Here is a 16,891-nt window from a genome sequence, read left to right on the forward strand (position 1 = left end):
ATACCCTTCAATCTATTAATTAATAACGCGCTGTACAGAATAAATATCCGGCAGCTGCTTAATTTTTTCTACGACTTTATGCAGTCCTGAAATATTCGAAATCGCAATCGTTAAATGAATCGTTGCAATTTTATCACGATCAGCACGACCCGTTACTGCTAAAATATTCGTCTTTGCCTCACTTACGGCATGCATGACATCATTTAATACCCCTGGACGATCAAACGCAGAAATTTCAATATCTACTGGATATTCTTTACGCGTTTGAGTTGCGGCATTTTCCCACTCTACTTCAATTAAGCGTTCCATATTGCCATCCTCTTGAATATTAGGACAATCTGCGCGGTGAACGGAAACACCTCTACCTTTCGTAATAAAGCCAACAATTTCATCACCTGGCACTGGTGTGCAGCAACGAGATAGACGGATTAATAAATTGTCGATGCCTTTAACGATTACACCGGATTCAGTACGTTTTTTCGGTGCATTGCTATTCATATTTTTGACGATTTTTTCAAGCGCTTCTTCTTGTTCACGCTCTTTACGCATTTTTTCTGCAAGGCGATTTACGATTTGCTGTGCTGTAATACCACCTACTCCAACTGCTGCATACAAATCATCTTCGTGCGTATAATTAAATTTCTCAATAACACGCTTAATATTTTCTGCTGTTAATACTTCTTTGGCGTCAAATTCTTGTGCTTTTATTTCTTTTTCAACAAGCTCTTTACCTTTCACAACGCTTTCTTCACGTACATGCTTTTTAAAGAACTGTTTTATTTTATTTTTCGCCTGTGAACTTTGTGCAATTTTAATCCAGTCACGACTTGGTCCGAATGATTGTTTTGATGTTAATACTTCAATGATATCACCCGTTTTAAGTGGTGTATCAAGTGGGACCATTTTGCCGTTTACTTTTGCTCCAATTGTTTTGTTGCCGACTTCCGAGTGTACACGGTAAGCAAAATCAATCGGGACAGAGCCAGCTGGTAATTCAATAACATCGCCTTTTGGTGAGAATACGTATACCATGTCAGAGAATAAGTCGAATTTTAGTGACTCCATAAATTCTGCGGCATTTGATGATTCATTTTGGAACTCTAAAATTTCGCGGAACCATGTTAATTTTTGGTCAATGTTTTCTACATTTCTCTCAACCGTTTTCCCCTCTTTATAAGCCCAGTGAGCCGCGATACCGAATTCAGCAATTTTATGCATTTCTTTTGTACGGATTTGCACTTCAAGCGGGTCGCCATATGGTCCGATCACCGTTGTATGCAAAGATTGATACAAGTTTTGCTTTGGCATCGCAATATAGTCTTTAAATCGTCCTGGCATCGGCTTCCACAACGTATGAATAATCCCAATAACAGCGTAACAATCTTTAATGCTACCAACCAATATTCGTACTGCTAGTAAGTCATAAATTTCATTAAACTGTTTCTTTTGCAGTGCCATTTTTCGATAAATGCTATATAAATGCTTTGGACGGCCATAAACGTCCGCTTCAATTTCAACTTCTTCTAGCTGAGAGTTAATTTCGTCCATCACATTGTCTAAATAAGCTTCACGTTCATCACGCTTTTTCTTCATTAGGCTGACGATACGGTAATATTGTTGTGGGTTTAAATAGCGTAAAGCAGTATCTTCTAATTCCCACTTCACTTTCGAAATCCCTAATCGATGTGCTAATGGTGCAAAAATCTCCAGAGTTTCTTGAGAAATTCGGCGCTGTTTTTCCGCTGGTAAATGCTTTAAAGTACGCATATTATGTAAGCGGTCTGCCAGTTTTATCAAAATCACGCGGATGTCTTGTGCCATTGCGACGAACATTTTACGGTGATTTTCCGCTTGCTGTTCTTCTTTTGACATATATTTGATTTTTCCAAGTTTCGTCACACCATCAACTAATTTTGCCACTTCTTCACTAAAGTCGTTCACTAAATCTTCTCGTGTTACTTCTGTATCTTCAACGACATCATGTAAAAAGCCCGCTGCAACCGTCTCTGGGTCCATTTGTAATTCGGCTAAAATGCCCGCGACTTGCACAGGGTGAATAATGTATGATTCTCCGGAGCTACGGAATTGCTCTTTATGTGCTTCCTTTGCCACCTCATACGCTTTTACAACAAAGGCAACATGTTCTTCATTCATATACGATTTGACCAGCTCGAATACATCTTCGGGCGCCAAAATTTGTTCTTTCGACATAGTTTGTCCACCTTGTTTTATATTTTCACGTTAAGTATAAATTCAATTGTATAAAAAATGTCTAGTAAAAGTAAAGACACGTGGGCATTTAGTTTTGCAGAAAAGCGAAATTTGTAGAATTGATGAACGGTAATTGGGGAATTTTTATCAATGTGGGCCAAAATTTGACCTATAGAAAAGGAAAATTGCGTTATGCCAGGTTTGCTTCGTGACTTTATTGTTCATGATAAACTTTATTTGAGATTATTTTTGTATGAAATGCTAAAAAATTTATTGATTTGCTTAAATTCTCGTCGCCATATCAATATACGTTTCTTGTCCATTTACAATTATATTGATTGTGTCATGTTGTGAATCACCATACGTCACTTTAAATACATTCTGTTTTAACTCATCATTTGATTGATTATAATTTTCAAACTTGATATTTAATATATTTCCTGTCAATTCTAGTTCGGCTGTAACGGTTCCTTGAGTGTGAAAAACAATATAGGCACCATATTAAATGATTTGCAATCTAAGGTCAGAGAAAATCACCTGTTGTACTTTATTAGGGATATTTTGAATTTCATTAATACTTAATTCTGACGAGGCGTAAGCTGCTAAAATCAAAATGAACAATAGCAGAGTATAACATCGTTTTTTCAATTCATACTTCCCCTTTCTATCGATGGCTATACATTATTATTCAACAAATCACTTCAAAAGCCTTCCTAACACCTCTTTAGTAATTTACAAAACAAAGAGCTATCCTTTTCTAAATCATCAAAAAACTACCCTGCACAAATGTACAGGGTAGTTGCATCTATTTAGTATTTAATTAATGCTTTAATTGGAACTTGGCTAATTTTTTGGCGACCTTTTAATTCCTCTAACTCAATTAGGAAAGCTGCACCAACTACTTCGCCACCTAATTGCTCGATTAAACGCACCGTCGCTTCTACCGTACCACCCGTTGCTAATAAGTCGTCACAAATCAATACTTTTTGACCAGGTTTTACAGCGTCTTTGTGCATTGTTAATGTATCTGTACCATATTCTAAGCCGTAATCAGCTGAGATTACTTCACGTGGTAATTTACCTGGTTTACGCACTGGTGCGAAACCGATTTCTAATGCGTATGCTACTGGGCATCCGATGATGAATCCGCGCGCTTCAGGTCCTACGATAATTTCAGCGCCAACTTCTTTAGCATATTCAACAATTTGATCTGTTGCATATTTATATGCAGGACCGTTATCCATAATTGTAGTAATATCCTTAAAGCTGATCCCTTCTTTAGGCCAGTTTTCTACTGTTGTTACATATTGTTTTAAATCCATTGTTCCTTGTTCCTCCTCAAGAACTCAATCGTTCATCAAACCATTGTTTTAATTCACTATATGTGGCATATAATAGTTTTTGCTCGAGCTCGATTTGTTTTGAACGCATTTTATATGACGGTGCTTCTGATAACTCTTTCTTCGGCGCATTGTCATTGACAGTCGTCAAACCATTCTCTATTGTAACAAATCCCAGCTCAAAAAACACTTTTGTCATAAATTTAATTACTTCAATATTTAGTCCGATATGTTGTGATAATTGTTGAATATGCTGATTCAAGTTAAAGGTCGGACGTTTTTTCAGAAAACCATAATACCATTTAAAATGATCACGTGAGGGCATACCATTAAAGTACGCTGAGTTTTTCGTGTAAAAATGTGCATATATTCGTTCTACTTTTACGGTTTGTAATAGTTCTTCCAATAGCATGATGTTTTCCGGTAAATCTAAAAGTACAATATTCTTTTTTACATCAACTAACGACACTTGGTCTGTAACGTGAACAATTTCCTTTGGAATAACTTCGGCATGTTCAATGATTGTTTGCTCCGAAAAAGCAATAAAATCCGTTTGCTCCACTGGTATTTTGGCAAGCCAATGCGCTGTTTGACTTTTCCCACGATAATCGTATAGCTGCCATTCATTTACACCTACATCTTGTATCATAAATTGTGGCTTTTTATTTCCTTGCCATTCATTAATTTGTAAATCCCCGACGAGCGATAATGCAATGCCATACGAAATTTCATCAAACAAATATCCTTTGCTAAAGCCAATTGCATCTAGTGTCGCATAGGCATCTTCTAGTTCCATTTTCAAATGGTTCTCAGCTGTGCCAATTTTACGCATTGACTTTACTTTCACCTGTTGAATCGCAAAGTTAGGCTTCGGGAATTCCGTTCCAAACGGAGCGAGCTGACGTATTTCTTCAATTGCTTCTACCGAAATTTCATTCAGATCAATTGGTACATCAATTTGAAGTTTTTGAATCAATTGTTCTTCAGTTAAACATGCACTTGCTTGTTCATGCAATCTCGTTCGAAGTTCATCGACATGTTCAATGGGCAATGTCATTCCTGCTGCCATCGGGTGTCCACCAAAATGCGGTAATATATCGCGATTTTTCGCAAGTTCATTGTATAAATGAAACCCTTCAATACTACGGGCAGAACCTTTTGCATGCCCTTTTTCACGGTCGATAGATAATACTATTGTAGGGCGATAATATTTTTCTACTAAACGCGAAGCTACAATGCCGACAACGCCTGGATTCCAACCTTCACCTGCTACGATTAATACGAGTGAATCTCGCATTGGCTCATTACTTTCAATGATTGCAATCGCTTCATCTGTAATTTCTTCAACAATTTTTTTACGCTCTATATTTTTATCATTTAGCTGTTTAGCTAGATTGTTCGCTTCTAGTTGATTTTCACTCATTAAAAAGTGAACACCCGGCTGTGCATCACCTAATCGACCAATCGCATTTAAGCGCGGACCAAAGTAAAAACCGACTGTTTCTTCGTTAATATCCTTTTGAACGGCTCCAGAAGCTTCACAAAGCGCTGGTACCCAAGGATTGTGCGAGTGCTGTAACGCCTGTAAACCGCGCTGAACCAAATAGCGATTTTCACCAACTAAAGGCACTAAATCGGCAATCGTTCCTATCGCCACATATTCAAATAAATGTTCTGGCAATTCGCCATATAAAGCATGTGCCAATTTAAATGCAACACCTACTCCTGCAAGCTCACCAAATGGGTATTGCCCCTCTGGTATGCGTGGATGCACGATGATATTAGCATCTGGTAATTCGTCTCCCGCTTCATGGTGATCAGTAATAATCACATCCATACCGAGTTCGCGTGCCAATTTGACTTGCTCAATACCACTAATTCCATTATCAACTGTAATAATTAATTGCACTCCGTCCATATGTGCTTGTCGGAATAAGTTTTCATTTGGGCCATAGCCATGCAGAAAACGATTTGGAATAACAAAATCGACATCTGCGCCTAAATCTAACAGTACATTAAGCAATACGGTTGTACTTGTAATTCCATCGGCGTCATAATCTCCATAAACTAAAATCTTTTCACCGCTATCTAATGCTTGTTCAATTCGGGCAACTGCTTGTTCCATTCCTGCCATTAAAAATGGATCATGATAGGCACTTTCATCTACCTTTAATAGCGGTGCCGCCATCTCCACTGTTTCACAGCCACGTGCAATGAGTATTTTCGCTGCAATTGTTGAAATATTTAGCTGTGATGTTAATTGATTAATAAGCTGTTCATCTGGATTTTGGATTGTCCAAAGTTTTTGTGACTGGATCATGTAAATTCACTTCCTCATGCAGTCCATTATACAAAAAAATAAGGATGTTTCCTAAGGATTCTTATTAAATTAAAAAAAGATGCTTTGCTAAATATTTAGCAAAACATCTTCTAAGGGGTTATTTTGTTAAATCTCGATTTGTTTCTAAATTATCAAGTAGTTCTTCTATTATGAATTAGAGGCACCGCGCTCTCGCAATTCAGCTTTCAATTCAAGGATTTCCTTATCCTTTTCGTTTATTAGTGTTCGCGCATTTTCTAATTCTTTACGCACTGTTTTTGTTTGGCGCTGACTGCTAAACATTCGGAATGCGGAAAAGCAAAAACTCATAATAAAACCGACTAAAACCGAGCCCAAAATTATTAAAATTAATGGCCAATATGCTTCACCAAAAACATAATCTACCGGAACTTTTTCAACATTCACTGTGGCAAAAACAGCGATAATTATTGCAAAACCAATCCCTACTACTACTGTCCATTGTTTTTTCATTACCATCACCTGCTCTAATATTATATGTCTATCCAATTATTGCTATTCCCACTTTTGAGGTTAATTCAAACAAAAAAAGGTATTCAATAAGCAAACAACTTATTGAATACCTTTTTGACTTTCTTAAATTTGTGGCTCGTCTGAACCCCATTGTTTTTTCTCTTTTTTCACAACGGCAGTACCTTTTTTGTCCATTTCACGAGACTTTAAAGTATACCAAACTTGAGCTGCGATACAAATTGATGAGTACATACCCGTTACTAAACCAATCAGTAAGGCAATTGAGAAGTTTTGAATCGATGGTGCACCTAAGAAAATAAGCGCAATGACTACAATAATTACTGTTAATACTGTATTAATAGAGCGTCCCATCGTTTGACGAAGAGATTTGTTTACGATTGTTGCAAGTTCTTCTTTAGTAGAAATCGAACCTGCACGGTCAATATTTTCACGAATACGGTCGAACGTAACAATCGTATCGTTGATTGAGTAACCAACTATCGTTAACACCGCTGCGATAAATGTAATGTCTACTTCTAAACGTAGCATACTGAAAACCACGACAATAAAGAATACATCATGTAGTAACGAAATAATTGCCCCTAGGCCCATGCGCCATTCGAAACGAACTGCTACATAAATAATAATACCCAGTGCTGCTAAAGCCAATGCATAGATGGCATTTTTCGCTAACTCTTTACCAACTGTTGCTGAAACGGTACTTAAACTTGGCTCATGACCATATTTTTCAGCTACATCAGCTTTAAAATCTAATACTTCTTGTTGAGAGAAGTCTGTTTTATAACGCATTACCGCTACATTTTGCTCTTCGCCCGAAATAACAACATCTTCATTTGCGAAGCCAATTTCATCTAAATAATCAACGACTTCTTCTTGTGTTAATGCGTTGTCTGCTAGAATTTCAACTCGTGTACCTTGAGAGAAGTCAATGCCTAAGTTTAGCTTGAACACGCCAAGAATGACGATTCCGACTACAAGAATAAGCGTTGAGAGAACATAGAACTTTTTACGGTTATGCACGAAATCAATTTTATCGAATTTCGTTGTTAAATCTAATGAAGTAATGCCTTCTTCTAGACTATGCTGTTGCGATTTGCGAATACCGAACCAAGCTGGGTTATTAAAGTAGCCACTATTTACAAGTAAACCTTGTAGCATACGTGAACCCCATACCGCTGTTACGAATGATAATAATATCGAAATGATTAATGTTGTTGCAAAACCTTTTACCGAGCTTGTACCAAAGTAGAATAATACTACCGCAGCAAGCAATGTTGTTAATTGCGCATCAATAATCGCAGATAAAGATTGCTTTGAACCTAATTTAAAGGCATCTTTGACAGAATGACCAACACGTAATTCTTCACGAATACGCTCTGCCGTTAAAATGTTGGCATCGACCGCCATACCAATACCTAACACAATGGCTGCAATACCTGGCAATGTTAATACCGCATTGATTCCGTTAAATACGATTAATACTAAGTAAGTGAATACAGTTAATGTAATAATCGAAATGAACCCTGGTAAGCGGTAGTACAGTAACATGAAAATGAAAATTATGATGACACCAACAATACCTGCTAATACGGTATCATTTAATGCATCTTCACCGAACTGCGCTCCAACAGAAGTTGAATATTTTTCAGTTAATTTAACTGGTAATGAACCTGAGTTTAAAATCGAAGCAAAATGTTTTGTTTCATCAACAGTGAAGTTCCCTGAAATCATGACATCTGTTGTATTTAATACTTGTGTTACAGAAGCTGCAGATTCAAATTTTTGCTCTTCTACAGGCTTTTGAATTTCAGCGGCATATGAATCTACGCCCTCTTCAAAGTCTAACCAAACGACTAATAAGTTATTTGGTGCACCCATACTCATAACTTTTTGTGTTACTTCAGCAAATTTCGCTGCATCTTTTAATGTTAATGTAACGATTGGACGGTTTTGATCGTCGAATGATGCCTTTGCACCACCCTCTTTTAAATCTGTCCCATCGAGTAAGATGTTGTCATTCACATCACGGAACGTTAAATTGGCCGTACTTGATAATAGCTCACGTGCAGACGATTGGTCTTCTAAACCAGCAAGCTGTACACGAATACGGTTTTCTCCTTCGATCTGAATACTTGGCTCACTAACACCGAACATGTTAATACGATTATTCAGTGCTGTTGTTGTATCAGCAAGTACTTTTTGAGTAATTTCTTGCCCTTCAACTAACGATTCAACTTCATAAAGAACTTCGAATCCACCTTGAAGGTCTAAGCCGAGTCTTACATCGTTTAAAACTTTCTGTACCGTTGTACCCATTCCCGTAAATAGCAGCGCTACTACAAGAACAAACGTAATTATACGGTTTGCTAATTTCATTAAAAAATCCTCCTCAATGTCGTACAAAAAAGTACGAACAAAAAACATCAAAGTGCGTTCCACAAACTATGTACTTATGGATATTCATGTACTTTTTGCTTTTCAAATATAATATATCTACACATTGAAAAGCGCAACACTATCATTATGAAACAGCTTGTGGAAACTGTCAAATTATTACTAGATATTTCGAATTACTTTTTCTTAAATTATGAAGACCTATTTCTTTGGATCAAATAATTCATCTAGTTCGTCCTTTGACATCATTGTTTCAACATTACTTTGCTTTAAATCTTTTATTTGAATATAGTTCAACAATTCAGAAGCACTTATACCTAAAATTCCTGAAGCAAGTTCATGAAGCCTTAAACTTTGAACGTCTTTCTTACGCCATACCTTATCAATGCAATAGTGCCACACATCTTGCTCTGTAATGGAATCATAGCCAAAGTAATGAATTTCCTCAACTTTGTTTTTCAAAATTTCTTGAACTTGTTCATAAAGTTGTGAAAACGGAATTTGCATAGCAATCACTCCTACTGTAGGTTTTAACTTAATTTTATGGAGCATACGTTAATTGTATATGAATTCGAAAGGAGAGAGCAGAAGGTAATTGGGCTCATTTTTAAAAGGAACTTTATTTTTAATGTTCGTCATCTTCATTTCTAAATGTTTTGGATTTCTTTACCGCATGCAATTTATGCGTATAGCAGGTGAAGAAGTTGTGGGGCTCTATATGACCGCATATCCGACATTCATTTTCTTTATTTCTCTCATTCAACTCGGAATTCCGATTGCTGTGTCTAAACTTATTGCACAATATGATGCGACACGTAAAAATGAACAAATCTCAGCTGTTATGGTAAGCGCTATTAAACTTTCTGTCATTTCCATTATTGTATTCACTCCAATTGTCTTACTAAGTACTCCTTTTATAGCAAATACATTATTACATAATGAAAATTTAATCTTGACACTTTATATTAGCGTCTTCACTATTCCACTTGTTATCATATCAAGTCTCATAAAAGCATATTTGCAAGGCTTAGCTAAAATTGCACCTACCGCTTGGGCACAACTTCTTGAGCAAGTTGTTCGCATTGGACTCATTATGGCTGTTTTGCCGTATTTTGTTTCAACTTCCCCTGCTAAAACTGCTGCGGCAGCAATGGCGATTACGGGAATTGGTGAAATTTTTTCGTTGCTATTTTTGAGTTACTTTTACATTCGTGCCAAACGAAAACAAGCTACATCTAAAAAAGTGAGGTCTTCTTTCACGAAACCGATTATGCAAATTGCCTTACCATCTGCGGGTAGCAAATTGTTTGGCACATTTACGTGGTTTTTAGAGCCGATTGTTTTTTTAAAAGCGTTGACCGTTGCTGGCCTAACTGCGGGTGCAGCGACTACACTGTATGGGGTGATTTCTGGTGTACATATCCCATTATTATTATTCCCTGCGTTCATCCCAAGTGCGTTATCAATTATTCTCGTCCCAGCTGTTAGTAGCGCCTTAGCACGCAATGATTTGCCTTTGCTCACGAAGCGGGTCAGCCATTCACTACGACTAAGTTCGTTAGTTGGCTGCATTGCTGCTACCTTGTTTTTCATACATGGAGACGAATTGGTCACGCATTTGTTCCATTTAGAAGAAAATCGAGGTTATATGAAAATTTTAGCACCCATTTTTTATTTTTATTATATTCAAAGTCCACTTCATGCCATTTTACAGGCAATGGACGAGGCACAAGCTGCAATGATGAATTCGATTTATGGTGGCATCGGCAAACTGTTTTTATTATTTTTCCTTGCGTCTCAGCCGGAAATCCAAGAATTTGGTGCTATCATTGCCATAGGTTTTGGTGTTTTAATAACATCCTTTTTACACATCGCGTCCATTAAACAGCAACCAAAAATTCGTGTTGGCTTTCGATTTTTTGTGTTGCCCTATAGTGTATTTATCGTTACAGCTACCGTACTCCCTACCTATACACAGCACTTTCCATTCACTATACAAATCATAATGACACTTACCGTTACCATTTTACTATTAGTACTCACGAAGCAAATTCGCATTCAAGACATTTTATACATTCGTACGATCTTTTCGCGCACGTAATTGGACAAACCACTTCCCATTGTCATAGCTACAATAAAAAATATCTCGAATATTAGTATAGCCTTGTACCATCAGCTCTTTCTCTAACCATTCCAAATCTTTATCAATAATTTTTAAATGCCGCATATCCACATAGCCATCAAGCACAAGTGGTAAAATTATCGGGTCTTGATCCTTTAGATAAATTGACAATTTTCCAGACTGCTCTAAAAACGCAAAGGCCACATCTTGTACAGAGCTAACACCTTGCTCACGTAATTGTTGTAGCAAATCATCTAAATTATAACGCTGTTTTCTCATTTCGATTTCACATAACCAGCCATCGCGAATGATCATTGTAGGATCACCCTCTATAAAATCACGTAATTTTTTATTTTTTAAAATAAACCAAGAATTCACATATTGAATGATAAATAATACACCAATTGGTAATATATCCTTCCCTAAATCATGATTTAGATCATCCAAAGCAAGTGCTGCGACTTCTGCCATTAATACAAAAATAGCTAAATCTACAATGCTCAATTCGCCAACTTCTCGTTTACCCATTAAACGAAATACAACAAGTAAAATAATATATAAAAGTATTGTCCGAATACTAATTAGTAAATAATCATTCATATGATCACCTCGTAATTAGCATGAACAAAAATAGGAAATTCATACAAAAAAGCTTGTGGAATATGCATTCCACAAGCCTTTTATCATTACACAGATTCTATACGACCAATTGCTTGGCGTTCGAATTTTAAACGTGTATTTCCATCAACTAATAAGTATACAGTAGTATCTTCAATTGTGTCGACTTCACCATGTAACCCACCAACTGTAACAACTTTATCGCCACGTTTTAAGTTACTCTGCATTTGCGTAGTTGCTTTTTGACGTTTTTGTGCTGGTCGAATTAAAATGAACCACATCGCAATGAACATTATGATAATTGGTAAAAATTGATATAAACCTTCCATTCTCAAATTGCCCCCCTTCTATATCTCATTTTCATAGTATAGTATATAATTACGCTCTTTTGCGCATTAAAACTCTAAAATTTCTTAAAAATTTTAAAAACTACCAATTTCTACTAAAACACTAACAGATTATTAGAAGTTTTTTGCATTTGGCTTATTATAACCATATTTCTCAAAGAATTCCTCTTTGAAATCACCAAGACGGTCTTCACGAATTGCCTCACGAACTTGCTCCATTGTTTTGATTAAAAAGCGTAAGTTGTGGTATGAAGTTAAGCGTAAACCAAACGTTTCTTCCGTACGCATTAAGTGACGAACATATGCACGTGTATAGTTTTTACAAGTATAACAATCACAAGTTTCATCAATCGGTGTAAAGTCTTTTGCATACTTTGCGTTTTTAATAACCATACGACCTTCAGAAGTCATTAATGTACCGTTACGAGCAATACGTGTTGGTAAAACGCAATCAAACATATCAATTCCGCGAATCGCACCATCAATTAGTGAGTCAGGAGAGCCTACACCCATTAGGTAACGTGGTTTGTCTGCTGGCATCATTGGTGCAGTGAAGTCTAATACTTTGTTCATAATATCTTTTGGTTCACCAACCGACAAACCACCGATTGCATAACCAGGGAAGTCTAATTCAACCAATGCTTCTGCTGATTTACGACGTAATTCCTCGTATTCGCCACCTTGAATAATACCGAATAACCCTTGCTCGTCTGGACGCTGGTGCGCTTCTTTACAACGCTTTGCCCAACGAGTCGTACGGTCTACAGATGCTTCCATATATTCGTATGTTGCTGGGAATGGTGGACACTCGTCAAATGCCATCATAATATCTGAACCTAAATCGTTTTGGATTTCCATTGCTTTTTCTGGTGATAAGAATAATTTATCGCCATTTAAGTGGTTGCGGAAATGTACGCCCTCTTCTTCGATTTTACGGAACTTGGATAAAGAAAACACTTGGAAGCCGCCTGAATCTGTTAAAATCGGACGATCCCAGTTCATGAATTTGTGTAATCCACCTGCTTCTTTCACGATATCATTACCTGGACGTAACCATAAATGATACGTGTTAGAAAGGATAATTCCTGCATTCATTTCTTTTAATTCTTCTGGACTCATTGCTTTAACTGTAGCCTGTGTTCCTACTGGCATAAATGTCGGTGTTTCAAATGAGCCATGTGGAGTATGCACAATTCCTAACCGTGCTCCTGTTTGTGCACATGTCTTTATTAACTCATAACGAATGGGTGGTTGCTTTTTTGTTTCTGTCATTACTATTTCCTCGCTTTTCTAAAGTATGAACACTACTTCGAATAAAAACACCTACCACTCGTTGTAGTAGGTGCACACAAATATTTATTGTATAGAGATTTAAGGGTAATTGCAAATTACTTCTTCGGGCGAATAAACATCGCATCGCCAAAACTGAAGAAGCGATATTTTTCTTCTACTGCTTTTTCATACGCGTGCATTATTGAATCTTTTGAAGCTAATGCACTTACAAGCATCACAAGTGTTGACTTTGGTAAATGGAAGTTTGTAATAAGTCCATCAATCGCCTTATAGTCGAAGCCTGGGAAAATGAAAATGTTTGTCCAGCCTTGTGAAGCCACGATTTTACCTTTATTATCACGCGCTACCGTCTCCAGAGTACGTGTTGAAGTTGTACCGACAGAAATGACTTTACCACCCGCATCTTTTACACCTTGAATCGTTGCCGCTGCTTCTTCTGAAACACTGTAAAATTCTGAGTGCATGTCGTGCTCTTCGATTGAGTCAACACTTACAGGGCGGAAAGTACCTAAGCCTACGTGTAATGTAATAAATACAACTTTTACACCTTTTGCTTTAATCGCTTCCAGTAAGTCTTCCGTAAAGTGAAGGCCCGCTGTTGGTGCTGCTGCTGAACCACGCTCTTTTGCGAATACAGTTTGGTAGCGATCTTGGTCGTCTAATTTTTCGCGAATGTATGGTGGTAAAGGCATTTCACCTAACTGGTCTAAAATTTCATAGAATATGCCGTCGTACTTAAAATTGAACGTTCGGCCACCATGATCTAGCTCACCAGTACAAGTTGCTGTTAATAAGCCGTTACCGAAAGTCACAACTGTGCCAACTTTTACGCGTTTGGCAGGTTTAACTAGCGTTTCCCACTCATCGTCCTTTGTTTGCTTTAATAAAAGCAGCTCGATGTGTGCCCCTGTTCCTTCTTTTTCCCCCATTAAACGAGCAGGTAAGACACGTGTATCATTTAATACAAGACAGTCCCCTTCGTTTAGCTCATCTAAAATATGCCCGAATTTATGGTGCTCTAGTGCTAATGAATCCGGATTTACAACCATTAATCGGCTCGCAGTACGGTCTAATAATGGTGTTTGGGCAATTAATTCTTCTGGTAAATGAAAATCAAAATCTTCTACTCTCACGTTAAAAACTTCCTTCTTATTCTTTTTGTGCTGGCGGGTAGCCAAAATGATCGTAGCAAATCATCGTCGCAATACGGCCTCTCGGTGTACGCTGAATAAAACCAATTTGCAGTAAATAAGGCTCATATACATCTTCAATCGTAATGCGCTCCTCACCAATTGACGCCGCTAGTGCATCTAAACCAACCGGACCACCACCAAAGCGCTCAATCATCGACTGCATTAATTTATGGTCAATATGATCTAACCCGCGCGGATCGACTTGTAATAACTCTAATGCTTGCTGTGCTAGTTGTTCTGAAACAATACCATTCGCTAACACTTGCGCATAGTCACGCACACGCTTTAGTAAACGATTGGCAATACGTGGTGTCCCACGAGAACGACGCGCAATTTCATAAGCCGCCTGTTCATTTAGCTCAACACCAAATAACTCACCTGAGCGAATGACAATTTGTGCAAGTGCTTCCTCATCATAATATTCTAAGCGTGCTAACACCCCAAAACGATCACGTAATGGTGCAGATAACGCACCTGCACGTGTTGTCGCTCCTACTAATGTAAATGGAGGTAAATCTAATCGAATCGAACGTGCTTCAGGTCCCTTACCGACAACAATATCTAAACAAAAGTCTTCCATTGCCGAGTACAATACTTCTTCAATCGCACGTGGCAAACGGTGAATTTCATCGATAAATAATACATCGCCTGCTTCAAGTGAGCTTAATATCGCAGCTAAATCACCTGGGCGTTCAATCGCAGGACCACTTGTCATTTTGACATTTACCGTCATTTCATTAGCTATAACTACTGCCAATGTTGTTTTCCCTAAACCTGGTGGACCATAAAGGAGAACGTGGTCAAGACTTTCTTGGCGTAGCTTTGCGGCTTCGATAAAGATTTTTAAATTGTCCTTTACTTTATCTTGGCCTATGTATTGCGCCAAGCGTTGTGGCCTTAACGAAAGCTCAAATTGCTGTTCAGCTTCGGTCGCTTGTCCAGAAAGTACGCGGTCTGACAAAGTTCTCACTCCTTTTTATTTCAATTTTAATAATAATTTTAATGCCTGTTTAATATATGCATCTGTCGTTGTTAAGCGATCATCTTCTTCAAGCAGAGGTTTAATTTTTTCGAGCTCTTTTTCTGAATAGCCAAGCGCTACTAATGCAAGCGTTGCTTCTTCTAGCTCATGTTTATTTGGATTGACACCAAACAACGGTAGCTCATCTTCGGCACTTGGTAATACATCCGAATCAAGTAGCATATCAAGCTTGCCTTTTAAATCTAAAATCATTTGACGCGCTGTTTTCTTACCGACTCCTGGAAAACGCACTAAAAAAGCTTCATCTTCCATTTCAATAGCTTGAATCACTGATGTTGGATTACCGCTTGCTAAAATAGCTAAAGCACCTTTTGGACCAATGCCTGACACTTGAATGAGTTTTTTAAATAATTCACGTTGCTCTAAACTATGGAAACCGTATAAATTTTGTGCATCTTCACGCACTTGCATCGATACGAAAATTTGCTGCTCACTTGCTGATGTTCGAAAAGCATAAGGATTTGGCGTATAAAGTAACCAGCCTACCCCTTGTTGTTCTAACACGATATACTCTGGTGTAATACGTGTCACTTGTCCTTTTAAATAATCATACATCGTTTCATCCCTCACATTTCTTGCTTCATTATAGCATAGTTTGACTGGATTTTACGAACATATGTTGCATTACTCAAAACAAAGAGGCTGCCTATTAGACAGCCTTACTAAGTGTAACATATTCTACATCATCATTGTTTGAATCGTACTTTTTAACGATGCTTTATATTTGAGCCAATCCCGGACAATCGATTGGATAAATGGATAGCATGAAAGCTTCTGCCGTTCGTTTAATTTTAAATAAAACAAACTTTCTCTCAGTATTTCATTGGGAAAATTTAAATAATGTAATTTATGATGGGCTGTTTGTAAATACGGGTGCGTTTTCATGAGTTTTTTTAAATTATAATTTGTTTGAGGTAACACGCGATGCATCCATAATATCAACTCATCCGATGCTTCCCCAAGAGTTGCCAAATCAAAATCAATTATTTTTACCTCATTTGCTGAGACCATGAAGTTATGGTGCACGACATCTCCATGCAGTATCGTTATTGCTTCCTGATATTTTTGACTTTGTTCAATTGCATTTAATGCGGCTAAGGCTTCATTTACAATAATGTCATAATTATCACGGAGCAAGCTTTTTAAAGCCTCTTGTTGCATAACAAAACGTTCGAATCTACGTTGCCATTTTTGTTGGAGATTGTAGTTGGGCAATTCTTCTCGAGACCAATTGATTTTATTTGATGTGTTGTGTAATGTTTCGAGTGCTTGCAACGCTAGTATTTGATGCGCTCTTTTTTCATAGTTTACACTCGTTCCATCAATCCATTTTTGCTTTAAAATATGGCCACTTTCATTTTGCTCAAGTGGCACATGGTATGGAAAATCAATATTTTCTAACTCTTGATGAACATATTTCACTTTTTGTGCAAGCCCTATATCTTCATAATATTTCATAAAAAAACGGCCGTTTGGTGAATCCCACTGCCAACAATTT

The 16,891-nt window shown here is 37.4% G+C and carries 14 protein-coding genes; 1 reads left to right on the plus strand and 13 read right to left on the minus strand.

Features of this window, described 5'->3' with window-relative positions; genetic code table 11:
* Positions 1-15 precede the first annotated feature (15 nt).
* From LZ480_RS09930 to LZ480_RS09955, 6 genes are all read right to left on the minus strand, one after another.
* A complete protein-coding gene (locus LZ480_RS09930) occupies positions 16-2,211 on the minus strand; it encodes a RelA/SpoT family protein (protein WP_241369278.1) in 2,196 nt (731 codons plus the stop codon).
* Positions 2,212-3,020: 809 nt separating this feature from the next.
* A complete protein-coding gene (locus LZ480_RS09935; RefSeq protein ID WP_241369279.1) occupies positions 3,021-3,533 on the minus strand; it encodes an adenine phosphoribosyltransferase in 513 nt (170 codons plus the stop codon).
* A gap of 16 nt (positions 3,534-3,549) precedes the next feature.
* Positions 3,550-5,871 (minus strand): single-stranded-DNA-specific exonuclease RecJ, encoded by a 2,322-nt coding sequence (gene recJ / locus LZ480_RS09940; protein ID WP_241369280.1) that lies wholly within the window; start codon positions 5,869-5,871, stop codon positions 3,550-3,552.
* Between the two features lie 168 nt (positions 5,872-6,039).
* On the minus strand, positions 6,040-6,363 hold the full coding sequence (locus LZ480_RS09945; protein ID WP_241369281.1) for a LapA family protein: 324 nt from the start codon (positions 6,361-6,363) through the stop codon (positions 6,040-6,042).
* A gap of 123 nt (positions 6,364-6,486) precedes the next feature.
* A complete protein-coding gene (gene secDF, locus LZ480_RS09950) occupies positions 6,487-8,760 on the minus strand; it encodes a protein translocase subunit SecDF (protein ID WP_241369282.1) in 2,274 nt (757 codons plus the stop codon).
* 219 nt (positions 8,761-8,979) lie between these two features.
* Positions 8,980-9,285: a post-transcriptional regulator gene (locus LZ480_RS09955; RefSeq protein ID WP_241369283.1), complete on the minus strand. Its 306-nt coding sequence runs from the start codon at positions 9,283-9,285 to the stop codon at positions 8,980-8,982.
* A gap of 88 nt (positions 9,286-9,373) precedes the next feature.
* Between LZ480_RS09955 and LZ480_RS09960 the strand changes: the two genes are divergently transcribed.
* Positions 9,374-10,879 carry a putative polysaccharide biosynthesis protein gene (locus LZ480_RS09960; RefSeq protein WP_241369284.1) on the plus strand — a complete coding sequence of 502 codons (1,506 nt, stop codon included), beginning with the start codon at positions 9,374-9,376 and terminating at the stop codon, positions 10,877-10,879.
* Here the strand turns inward: LZ480_RS09960 and LZ480_RS09965 are convergent.
* From LZ480_RS09965 to LZ480_RS09995, 7 genes are all read right to left on the minus strand, one after another.
* Positions 10,847-11,500, minus strand: a complete 654-nt coding sequence (locus LZ480_RS09965) for a DUF421 domain-containing protein (protein WP_241369285.1) — start codon at positions 11,498-11,500, stop codon at positions 10,847-10,849. The genes LZ480_RS09960 and LZ480_RS09965 overlap by 33 nt on opposite strands.
* A gap of 86 nt (positions 11,501-11,586) precedes the next feature.
* Entirely contained in the window at positions 11,587-11,847 is a 261-nt protein-coding gene (gene yajC / locus LZ480_RS09970; RefSeq protein WP_241369286.1) for a preprotein translocase subunit YajC, read from the minus strand.
* 132 nt (positions 11,848-11,979) lie between these two features.
* Positions 11,980-13,137: a tRNA guanosine(34) transglycosylase Tgt gene (gene tgt, locus LZ480_RS09975; RefSeq protein ID WP_241369287.1), complete on the minus strand. Its 1,158-nt coding sequence runs from the start codon at positions 13,135-13,137 to the stop codon at positions 11,980-11,982.
* A 116-nt stretch (positions 13,138-13,253) separates the two neighbouring features.
* Complete coding sequence (gene queA, locus LZ480_RS09980; RefSeq protein ID WP_241369288.1) at positions 13,254-14,291, minus strand: tRNA preQ1(34) S-adenosylmethionine ribosyltransferase-isomerase QueA; 1,038 nt, start codon at positions 14,289-14,291, stop codon at positions 13,254-13,256.
* 16 nt (positions 14,292-14,307) lie between these two features.
* Positions 14,308-15,312 (minus strand): Holliday junction branch migration DNA helicase RuvB, encoded by a 1,005-nt coding sequence (gene ruvB / locus LZ480_RS09985; RefSeq protein WP_241369289.1) that lies wholly within the window; start codon positions 15,310-15,312, stop codon positions 14,308-14,310.
* A gap of 15 nt (positions 15,313-15,327) precedes the next feature.
* Positions 15,328-15,948: a Holliday junction branch migration protein RuvA gene (ruvA, locus tag LZ480_RS09990; protein WP_241369290.1), complete on the minus strand. Its 621-nt coding sequence runs from the start codon at positions 15,946-15,948 to the stop codon at positions 15,328-15,330.
* A 123-nt stretch (positions 15,949-16,071) separates the two neighbouring features.
* Positions 16,072-16,851 (minus strand): phosphotransferase, encoded by a 780-nt coding sequence (locus tag LZ480_RS09995; protein ID WP_241369291.1) that lies wholly within the window; start codon positions 16,849-16,851, stop codon positions 16,072-16,074.
* Between the last annotated feature and the right edge of the window lie 40 nt (positions 16,852-16,891).

Source organism: Solibacillus palustris, from assembly GCF_022549215.1.
Lineage (GTDB): Bacteria > Bacillota > Bacilli > Bacillales_A > Planococcaceae > Solibacillus > Solibacillus daqui.

Excerpts from the sequence above, each read along its gene's own strand:
- yajC (WP_241369286.1), bottom strand. The coding sequence starts at position 11,847 with ATGGAAGGTTTATATCAATTTTTACCAATTATCATAATGTTCATTGCG.
- LZ480_RS09955 (WP_241369283.1), bottom strand. The coding sequence starts at position 9,285 with ATGCAAATTCCGTTTTCACAACTTTATGAACAAGTTCAAGAAATTTTG.
- LZ480_RS09945 (WP_241369281.1), bottom strand. The coding sequence starts at position 6,363 with ATGAAAAAACAATGGACAGTAGTAGTAGGGATTGGTTTTGCAATAATT.
- recJ (WP_241369280.1), bottom strand. The coding sequence starts at position 5,871 with ATGATCCAGTCACAAAAACTTTGGACAATCCAAAATCCAGATGAACAG.
- LZ480_RS09930 (WP_241369278.1), bottom strand. The coding sequence starts at position 2,211 with ATGTCGAAAGAACAAATTTTGGCGCCCGAAGATGTATTCGAGCTGGTC.
- LZ480_RS09995 (WP_241369291.1), bottom strand. The coding sequence starts at position 16,851 with ATGAAATATTATGAAGATATAGGGCTTGCACAAAAAGTGAAATATGTT.
- LZ480_RS09965 (WP_241369285.1), bottom strand. The coding sequence starts at position 11,500 with ATGAATGATTATTTACTAATTAGTATTCGGACAATACTTTTATATATT.
- ruvA (WP_241369290.1), bottom strand. The coding sequence starts at position 15,948 with ATGTATGATTATTTAAAAGGACAAGTGACACGTATTACACCAGAGTAT.
- secDF (WP_241369282.1), bottom strand. The coding sequence starts at position 8,760 with ATGAAATTAGCAAACCGTATAATTACGTTTGTTCTTGTAGTAGCGCTG.
- tgt (WP_241369287.1), bottom strand. The coding sequence starts at position 13,137 with ATGACAGAAACAAAAAAGCAACCACCCATTCGTTATGAGTTAATAAAG.
- LZ480_RS09935 (WP_241369279.1), bottom strand. The coding sequence starts at position 3,533 with ATGGATTTAAAACAATATGTAACAACAGTAGAAAACTGGCCTAAAGAA.